The organism is Vibrio sp. 1F169 (assembly GCF_041439605.1).
Taxonomy (GTDB): domain Bacteria; phylum Pseudomonadota; class Gammaproteobacteria; order Enterobacterales; family Vibrionaceae; genus Vibrio; species Vibrio tasmaniensis_A.
Genome location: NZ_JBGOOI010000109.1, coordinates 1 through 9,295, shown reverse-complemented (window position 1 = coordinate 9,295; position 9,295 = coordinate 1). Strand labels below are relative to the sequence as shown.

The window sequence follows — 9,295 nt, the reverse complement described above, 5'->3', positions numbered from 1 at the left end:
ACAACGGTATGCTAAGAACAAAAATGCCGTTCACTCTTAAGTGAACGGCATTACCTATTAAGGAGCCTTCTTATCAAAATCAGTAATCACTCAGTTTATTCAGTTGCTACTAAGCGTTAGCCACTTGACGCGCTGGGTGTTTGATAAACACAGCGACTACAGCCACGATTGCAAGAGCAAAACAGTAGTACGAGTTGGCTACAATATCCAAAGGCGATAGGTTAAATACCGAACCTAATAGCAATACCTGCGCACCGTAAGGCAATACGCCTTGAATCACACAAGAGAAGATATCCAACAAGCTTGCAGAACGACGTGGAGACACATTGTTCTCTTCCGCCAATTGGCGAGCCACACTACCAGACACAATAATCGCTACCGTGTTGTTTGCCGTACATAGGTTCACCATAGATACTAAGCCAGCAATACCTAGCTCACTCGCACGGCCATTCGCTTGCTTAGAGTGTGAAGAGCCAAATGCACGAATCACACCACTTACTAAGTTAGTCAGGAACGCCAATCCACCTTGACGACGCATCAGCTCACTCAAACCGCCAATTAGCATCGACAATAAGAAGATCTCCTGCATGTTGCCGAAGCCTGCGTAGATGTCTTGAGCGTAATCAGTCATACCGTAGTTCTCAACAGAACCTAGGCTCACGCCACCCGCCAGCAAGATACCAATCGTCAACACGACAAAGACATTCATGCCCGATACCGCAAGAATCAGTATGGTGATGTACGGCAGTACTTTCAGCCACTCAATTGGGCCCGTTTCAGGAACTTGAGTCGCTGTGCTGTTGAAAGCAAAGATAACAATTGCGATAAGTGCAGCCGGCAGTGCAATGCGGATGTTCTCTTTAAACTTGTCTCTCATCTCACAGCCTTGCGAGCGTGTCGCGGCAATGGTGGTATCAGAGATGATAGAAAGGTTGTCACCAAACATCGCACCACTCAGAACAACACCAGCAGTCAGAGGAATGCTCATGCCAGCTGAGTCGGCAATACCTAGCGCAACAGGGGCAACCGCAGCGATAGTACCCATAGAGGTGCCCATTGCCGTCGCGATGAAAGCTGAAATCAGGAAGATACCCGGTAGGATCATGCTTGTCGGAATCGCCGATAGACCTAGGTTTACCGTCGCGTCCACGCCACCAGACGCTTTAGCCACAGCCGCAAAAGCACCCGCCAATAGGTAGATCATACACATTGCGATAATGTCTTTGTGACCTACTCCACCTAAGAACTGTTCGATAGCGCGGTTCAATTTATCTTTGCTTAGCAACAACGCCAACATCACAGCAGGCAAAGCTGCAATTGGAGCTGGAAGCTGATAAAAAGCAAAATCGACGCCTTGCAGTGACAAGTACGTACCTACGCCAATAAACAACGATAGGAACACGATCAGAGGGATAAGCGCAACTGCAGAAGGTGCAATTACAGCATTAGAACTTTTTGAATTGGACATGGAACGACAACACAATAGAACAGGAAGGTGAGCAGACTAATGTCACACTTAGAGCTTGTCAACGTCTAGACGTCTAAACGCCCAATTTAATGCAAAGTAATAAGCACACCATTGAACATCACATAATAGAAAAGGCTATTTACTCACCAGTAAATAGCCTTTTGAGAACAGATTGCTTTTCGAGAACAGATAGCGTTTACGCAGAAGCTAGCTTTTTGCTTACTTAAGGCTTTTGCTAAGTTAGCGTTTTTGTTGGAACGTCACTTGGTATTCACCAATGCCTTCGTAGTGGAAGGTCGTTGGCTTATCGAATCCCATTTCTACGATACCGCAGTAAGAGCCCGTGATAATGGCTTCACCCGCTTGGAAATCAACACCACGACGTGTCATGTAGTTAATCAGCCAGTAAATTGGGCTTGGTGGTAATGTATTTGGGTGCTTACCTGCGAACGCTTGAACTTGTTCGCCTTGGGTCACTTCAATGTTGATCTCAGCAGAAGTGAACGCTTTTTCACGGTCAATCTCTGGGCCAATGAACAGACCTTGGTTTACTAGACCATCGGCCAGTTTTTCATAGAACTCAGCGCCGCTGTCATCAGCAAAGCGAGACTGCATCAACTCAAGTGCCATGTGGCAAGAACCGATCGCGTCGTTGATTTGCTCTTCGCTGTAGCCTTCTTGGCTTGCAGGCAAGCTCTTAGCAAGAGTAAATGCAATTTCAGGCTCAACACGTACTACGTCGTTGTCAGCAAACAGTTCGCAAACCTCGCCTTGTTGAACACTACCCGAAAAGATAGGCGCAACAATGAACTTGTCTCCAGCCAAAGGAAGCAAACACTTCCAACCACCGACCTTGTCGCTCTTAAGATCGATCATTGATGATTGGATCTTTAGCGCATCTTCCAAGTTATTCGGACGGTACTGTTCGTCCAATCTTGGTGCTTTGGTTCCCGCAACGCGGCGACTCAGCAGTTCTTCAGCTGCTTGCTCAAATATATTTGTCATATAATACCACCTTTATTTTTATGACCAGTATAATATCGGATTTATTGAAGCTTGAATAGACAATTAAACAACGAACCAACACCGAAAATTCAACCATCAATTTTCGCATATTCTAAACGTAACTACGTAAAACCATGTTGATTTCAATAAGGAAAAAGCCAGTAAATTGATTACTGGCTTTCTAAGCGTACTACTGATGACTAGGCTTTACTGCCCTTTCAACGTCTTCTTCAGATTCTGCATGAAGTTTCTGAAGTGAGGCATGAAATCAACAAACAGAGGGTGCTTTCTATCTTGCATCATCATTGGGCCAAGTAAACGAATGCTCACCCCTAGTCGCGCTGCTGATTGCTCGTCTAAGCCGCTGTCTTGTTTGATCTTCTCAACAATCGCGAACATGTTCTCTCTGTCTTCAATTTCAAACTGCATGGTTTGCAATTCACGATCTTCTTTGATGTTCACTTCTTCGATAGTGATGCGGTAGTTGTTATGTTTGCCTGTGAATGCTGTCATGTGGATCTCCTACAATGCTTAAAAAGTGTGTTGGCTAACTCTTCATGAATCGTTCTAGCTTGGGTTTAACCGTCATCGACATTACGACCATGATCGTAAGGCCAACAGGAAGCGCGGTAATAAATCCATTAAACCATCCACTGGTAAACGCCGATGTATCCGAAAATCCAATATTATTTGCCGCTGTTACAAATGCCATGATGGACTCCATAATGAATGCCATGCTCAGTCCTACGATCAGGTTGCGAACTTTCTCGCCATAAGTTGTGAACACTCTAGCAACGGCTTTGGTGATTAAAGCCATCATCACAGCGCCCATTGGCATCATGATCACGACAACAAGGGCTAACGAAGAAAGCCAGTTGCCAATAAATGCCTCACCGAGTCCGACATTCATGTAAGTCATCACGGCCGTTAAGCTGCCGCCAATGGTTAGCATTAAGCTCATCATGACCAAAATTTTGTATAAAACCGGTGTGCCTTTTTGCTCAGGAAGAGTTGGCGTTAGTGCTGCTTGAATCGTCATATCTATTTCCTGTCTTGAATTTACGAACAATTAAGTTGATAATGTCAACTATAAATATACTAGTTGATAATGTCAACTATATTTCTAAGGATCGTTTATGTCTGATAACACATCGCTAGAATCTATCTTTCGTTTAGTGCACTCTTTGAAACGTCAAATGAGCGAGCAGATTGAGAGCTTGGACTCAGAGATCGCACCCATGAACATTCGTGTCATGAAGATCATTACCAAGAAGTCTCCATGTACCGCTATTGACATCGCACACTTCCTAGATCGTGATAAAGCCCAGGTCACTCGGCTCATTAACGCCTTGATCAATCAGGAACTTGTGAAGAAGTCTCCGAACCCGGAAGACAAGCGCAGCCAGTTATTGGTTCTGACCGATAAGGCTCAAGAGATCATGAGTAAGGTCTCGGATATAGATCGAGACATGCTGAAGAGAATGACCAAAGGCATGGCCGAAGATGAGTTAGAGCAATTCAGAAAAGTTGCGAAGAAAATGGCGCATAACTTAGAAAGCTGATCTTCAAAATAAAACGAAAAAACGCCACCGAATCGAATGATCGGTGGCGTTTTTTGTATCAACTGGCTTTATATAGATTAGCAGTATGACTACTTCTAACTTAGATGAGAGTGTTAATTAGATGTCCGTTCTAATTAGGTAACAGCTCTAATTCGATGCCAGTTTCCACCATGCCTGAACGGGTACCGGCTCTGAGATCACCAAACGTTCACCCATCACAGGGCTTACCATTTGCACATCTCGCTCTTTGCTAATCACCAGAGCTTGTTCCATTGGGTCTTGCCAATCGTGCATAGAAAGGTCGAAGGTACTGTTGTGGATTGGCATCATCACCTTACCTTGCAGGTCAATGTGGGCCTGAACGCTCTGCTCTGGGAACATATGAATATCCGCCCAAAGAGAGTTATACGCGCCCGTTTCAACCATGGTTAAATCAAACGGCCCATAGCGCTCACCAATCTCTTTAAAGCCGTTGAAGTAACCAGAGTCACCACTAAAGAATACTTTCTTATCTGAAGCCTTGATAACCCAACTCCCCCACAGTGTTTGGTCACGATCAAGTAAGCCACGACCAGAGAAGTGCTGTGTTGGCGTCAAAGTAAACTCTATATCTGAGGCTGTTGCTGATTCCCACCAATTCAATTCGATGATCTTCTCTTTATCCACGCCCCACTTTTCCAATAGTGCGCCCACTCTTAATGGCACCAAAAACGTACTTACTTTATCGGCTAATACCTTAACAGCACCTTTGTCTAAATGGTCGTAGTGATCGTGGCTGATCACCACCACATCAATATCAGGTAGTTCTTGCAGTGATATTGGTGTTGGGTGGAAGCGCTTCGGCCCCATCCATTGCACGGGTGATGCACGATCACTGAACACAGGGTCAGTCATCACTAACTTGCCATCCAGCTTCATCATCACACTGGAATGACCCAAGCGATAAGCAACATCATCTTGCTCTTCGATCAATTGCTCAGCTGTCATTGGAATCAAAGGCAATGCAGTGCGCGGCACTGGCTCGTTTCTTTCCACAGTCACGTATGCTTTCAAGATTGAAAAAATATCAGACATACCCGATTTGTATTCCAGCTCACTGTTAACAAACTTCTTTGGAAGCTTATCTAGATTGTCGTTTGATTGTGAACCTGTGCTTACGATAGCGACCACGGCAAGTACTCCTAAAATCGGTAATAGATATTTTTTCATTGGTATCTCTTCGTCGGTTGGGATAGGCCCAACACATAAACTACACCGACTAGTTTACATATCAAAACACAAAAGTAAACCAATGAGTGTAACTTTTAATTTACCTAGACGTGAGCATGCCAAAGTCGATTTTGGAGAAACTGACTTTGAAAACGAGCTAACTTAGTTAGTAAGAAAGGTTAATCAGCGGACCATACATTCTTGAAGTCTGGCCATCCCCAGTTTGTGATGGCCACGTTTTTCAAAATGCCTTGGAAACGAACGGTCTGTAAATGATGGAACATAGGCACTAGCCAATAATCAGAAATCAACGTGGATGCAACGGGCTCCAACTCTGCCAAGTAATTAGGCAGTTCAACCGAGGCTTTATGACTATCCAAGCGCTGCTTGAGCCAATCACTGTTCATATCTCCCAAAGCAGAGTGCAAAACAGGATCATTCATCATCCACGAAAACAGCGAAGACGGGGCATTGTCATCGAGGTTCAGGTTACACAGCACCAGATCCTCTTTTAACTCGCCACTCTGAGATAACTGCGCCAATTCTCGAAAACTGTAGGTGTTCACCTCAACTTCCACACCATATCGTTTCAATATGTCTGAAACGCAGATGGCACATCGGTACAACGCATAATAGTCGTAAACTGCAATACTCATCTTTTTCGGCAGTTGTGCTTCTTTCGAAGGCGTTCGATACAATTTCTGCCAACTTGGCAGTATGTTTTGAGCTAAAGAGACACTGAACAAACCCTTGTTTTTTTCCAGCTGAGATAAAATAGCTTGTGGGTTGGTCAGTTCTGAAAGGTATTTTCGCTGCTCATTATTAAGCGGAGTTGCCGCTGAATTCTGATTGAACAGGATAAATAAGCACCCATCCTCGACTCGGCTACGAAGGCCGTCTGTGTCTGCTGAAACAAGCTCCGTATCGCTTTTCCCTAGCTGATGGAAACAAGAAGAATCTTCATAAGACGAGACTTGCATTTGGCTGTCATCGAATCGAGCACTGCCTGTCATCGATTCTTCAAACTGCCAGATGGTCACCTCATCGGTTAAAGACCGACAACCATAATAGAGCTCAAATGCCGCGAGCTTGATCCGTTCATTATTGGTCTCAACCACTTTAAATGGACCGGTACCAATAACTGCATGTGACACCGAGTTTAATGGCGATGGCTCACGAGTTACTTGCGCTGCGGGTTGAATCGAATACTTAACGCCAGCCAATAAGCCAGCGAAGCCGGTGTCTGCTTTGGTCAATTGGAAGCTGATCCTTAACGGCTGTTCACTGTAAACCGAAGCAACATGGGCTAACTCTGTCTGATAAAAAGGTAGCGGTTTTAAGGCGGTAAACAACGATACTAACTGCTTGGCATCAACGGGTTGACCATCGTGGAAGGTTAGGCCTGGGCGCAAATAGAAAGTCCAAACCAACTTTTCAGCATCATATTCCCAATGGTGCGCCAGTTCAGGCTTCAACTTGCCCTTGCCATTACAAGTGACGAGGCAACTGAACACTTGCCTGATCAAAAATCGTTCGCTACTGCGGTGAATATGATGTGGGAATAGGTCTTCAAACTTACGTTTATAGGTTAATTGTACGTGCAGTAGCCCTTCACGCATCGTCGCGCCAGAGGTTTCTTGAAGGAGAGAGCCAAATACAGCGCGGTCATTGTCTAGAATTGAGAGTGCTTTTTCGTATTTGCCCTGCTCTATCAGTTTACTGGCAACATGTTGAGTCAATTCTTGATTGCTAAAACGTAAGGTCAGATTAGAACGTTGATTCCTGCCGACTTTTGGCTCCCACACCACCCATTCAGCCTGATGCATCTTGCCTAACAAAGTTCGTGCATGGCGTAAACTGGTGAACAGCTTGTCTGCGACCTCGGTTAAGGTCACCGAGTGTGAAAGATTAGGCTCAAACGAATCCAGCCTTGTGTAGTAACGCATCATGTTTAGATCAGACAAATAATGAACCTTTTTAGAAACAACCCTTCCTGATTAAGCCCATTATAAAACACATCAGTCAAAAAGTAGCGATAAAAGACAAAAACAGGAACAACTTAGTAAAAACCCATCTGTTTATTACTTCCTATTAAGTAACCATAATTAATGGGTCAACAAGGAACTTTGAGCTCCCACCAAAGCCTAATACAAGAGAAGTAATCATCATGAGAAAATACTATCTTAATAAGCTAAAAAGCACCTGTAGCAAGCTCGAAAGAGAAGCACTACGAACACTTATAGAGCTATGTAACTGGCGTTATTAGTACACTTTTAAGCACCGAGTTAACGCGAGTTGAGTACAACCTAATAGGCTCCTACCCCCAATATGAGTTAGGTCTCAACTCGCTTTTCCATTCCAAACTCCCTCTCAACCTAGTTGTACCAATCGCTCACACATTCGATAAATTTCCGTTGTCGACTCGACAAATTTAATTCGTTTTCTTAGTTAAACGAAAAGCCTTAAGGTTCGCCCCGAAGCAAGCAAAGAGCCTCAGAAAAACTGAAAGCTCAGCTAACAACTCATTTATTTGCAGTTACCAATCAGGTATTAACTAAGGAAACGCCATGCGTATCGCAATTCTTTCTCGCAACGAAAACCTATACTCTACTTCTCGCTTAAAAGCGGCTGGAGAAGCTCGTGGTCACCAGGTCGATGTTATCGACACGCTGCACTGTGATATAGATATCGCGAGTAACAATCCGAAGATTCGCTACATGGGTGAAGAGCTACCTCAATACGATGCTGTTATTCCACGTATTGGCGCTTCCATTACCTTTTACGGCACTGCGGTTGTTCGCCAATTCGAAATGATGGGCACTTTTTGTATCAATGAGTCAGTAGCAATCAGTCGTTCTCGCGACAAACTGCGCTCACTACAACTGTTATCTCGTAAAGGTATTGGCTTACCAAAAACAGGTTTCGCTAGCCGCCCAGACAAGATTCAAGACTTGATCAAAAACGTAGGTGGCGCGCCACTGGTTATCAAGCTTCTTGAAGGCACTCAAGGTATCGGCGTGGTTCTAGCAGAAACAAACAAAGCAGCTGAAAGCGTTATCGAAGCATTCATGGGCCTAAAAGCGAACATCTTGGTTCAAGAGTTCATTGAAGAAGCTAATGGCGCAGACATCCGTTGTTTTGTTGTGGGTAACAAGGTTATTGCAGCAATGAAACGTCAAGCTGGTGAGGGTGAATTCCGCTCTAACCTGCACCGTGGCGGTACAGCTCAACTGGTTAAACTAACCAAAGAAGAGCGCGCTACAGCTATCAATGCAGCTAAAATCATGGGATTAAACCTATGTGGTGTCGATATTCTACAATCTAAGAATGGCCCTGTTGTAATGGAAGTGAACTCTTCTCCAGGCCTAGAAGGTATCGAGAAAGCGACAGGTAAAGATGTAGCAGACATGATTTTCGGATTTATCGAGAAAAATGCAAAACCAAACGCTAACCGTACTCGTGGCAAAGGCTGATTAAACGCCGTTTACTCATGATTGGAAAAAACATGAACAATAAAATGATCATAGGGAATACAGAAGCACTTTGCTTACCAGAGTTAGGGATAACTGGACTACATACGCGTGTTGATACAGGGGCTCAAACCTCTTCTCTACACGTAGACAATCTACTATGTGTAAAAACAGATGGTGAAAACTTCGTTGAGTTCGATCTTCACCCAGACGTTTACCACTTAGAAGAAACAGTGCGCTGCAAGGCGAAGCTGAAAACAAGTAAAAGAATCAAGTCATCGAACGGCGAAGTTGAACACCGTTGTGTGATTGAAACCATGCTAAAAATCGGCGGTCAGGAATGGCCTATCGATATCACACTAAGCAACCGTCAAGATATGACTTATATGATGCTGCTTGGTCGTCAAGGCATGAGTGACAAAGTGATTGTTGACCCAGCGGGTGAATTTCTAATTTCTCACTAATTGAACTGCTCCACAGCTCAAATAGTGAGTCAACAACGCGCAATAATAAAGGCCAGTCTTTAAGACTTAATGCCGATCGTTTAAGAAGACTTGAACGATCTTGCAGTTAGCAGATAA

9 protein-coding genes are annotated in these 9,295 nt (G+C 44.2%); 3 read left to right on the top strand and 6 right to left on the bottom strand.

Features of this window, described 5'->3' with window-relative positions; all coding sequences use genetic code 11:
• Positions 1 to 109: 109 nt before the first annotated feature.
• The 4 genes from ACED53_RS22065 to ACED53_RS22050 form a co-directional block, all read right to left on the bottom strand.
• Positions 110 to 1,468, bottom strand: coding sequence for a Na+/H+ antiporter NhaC family protein (locus ACED53_RS22065; protein WP_017100271.1), 1,359 nt, complete (start codon positions 1,466 to 1,468; stop codon positions 110 to 112).
• Positions 1,469 to 1,708: 240 nt separating this feature from the next.
• Positions 1,709 to 2,473 carry a hydratase gene (locus ACED53_RS22060; protein WP_017100272.1) on the bottom strand — a complete coding sequence of 255 codons (765 nt, stop codon included), beginning with the start codon at positions 2,471 to 2,473 and terminating at the stop codon, positions 1,709 to 1,711.
• A gap of 207 nt (positions 2,474 to 2,680) precedes the next feature.
• The gene (locus tag ACED53_RS22055; protein WP_017088697.1) at positions 2,681 to 2,986 is read right to left on the bottom strand and encodes a DUF3861 domain-containing protein; all 306 of its coding nucleotides are present in this window, start codon (positions 2,984 to 2,986) and stop codon (positions 2,681 to 2,683) included.
• 34 nt (positions 2,987 to 3,020) lie between these two features.
• Positions 3,021 to 3,512, bottom strand: a complete 492-nt coding sequence (locus tag ACED53_RS22050) for a DUF2798 domain-containing protein (RefSeq protein ID WP_017100273.1) — start codon at positions 3,510 to 3,512, stop codon at positions 3,021 to 3,023.
• Between the two features lie 97 nt (positions 3,513 to 3,609).
• Here ACED53_RS22050 and ACED53_RS22045 point away from each other — a divergent pair, with 97 nt between their 5' ends.
• Complete coding sequence (locus ACED53_RS22045; RefSeq protein ID WP_069591819.1) at positions 3,610 to 4,035, top strand: MarR family winged helix-turn-helix transcriptional regulator; 426 nt, start codon at positions 3,610 to 3,612, stop codon at positions 4,033 to 4,035.
• Positions 4,036 to 4,182: 147 nt separating this feature from the next.
• On the opposite strand, the gene ACED53_RS22040 is transcribed toward ACED53_RS22045, so the two are convergent.
• Both ACED53_RS22040 and ACED53_RS22035 read right to left on the bottom strand, forming a co-directional pair.
• Positions 4,183 to 5,244 carry an MBL fold metallo-hydrolase gene (locus ACED53_RS22040; RefSeq protein ID WP_017101327.1) on the bottom strand — a complete coding sequence of 354 codons (1,062 nt, stop codon included), beginning with the start codon at positions 5,242 to 5,244 and terminating at the stop codon, positions 4,183 to 4,185.
• Between the two features lie 179 nt (positions 5,245 to 5,423).
• Positions 5,424 to 7,208, bottom strand: a complete 1,785-nt coding sequence (locus ACED53_RS22035) for an SgrR family transcriptional regulator (RefSeq protein ID WP_017101326.1) — start codon at positions 7,206 to 7,208, stop codon at positions 5,424 to 5,426.
• A 603-nt stretch (positions 7,209 to 7,811) separates the two neighbouring features.
• On the opposite strand from ACED53_RS22035, the gene rimK reads away from it, so the two are divergent.
• Together rimK and ACED53_RS22025 are read left to right on the top strand one after the other, a co-directional pair.
• On the top strand, positions 7,812 to 8,717 hold the full coding sequence (gene rimK / locus ACED53_RS22030) for a 30S ribosomal protein S6--L-glutamate ligase (RefSeq protein ID WP_010428457.1): 906 nt from the start codon (positions 7,812 to 7,814) through the stop codon (positions 8,715 to 8,717).
• Positions 8,718 to 8,749: 32 nt separating this feature from the next.
• Entirely contained in the window at positions 8,750 to 9,178 is a 429-nt protein-coding gene (locus ACED53_RS22025; RefSeq protein ID WP_004733090.1) for a RimK/LysX family protein, read from the top strand.
• The last annotated feature ends 117 nt before the right edge of the window (positions 9,179 to 9,295 follow it).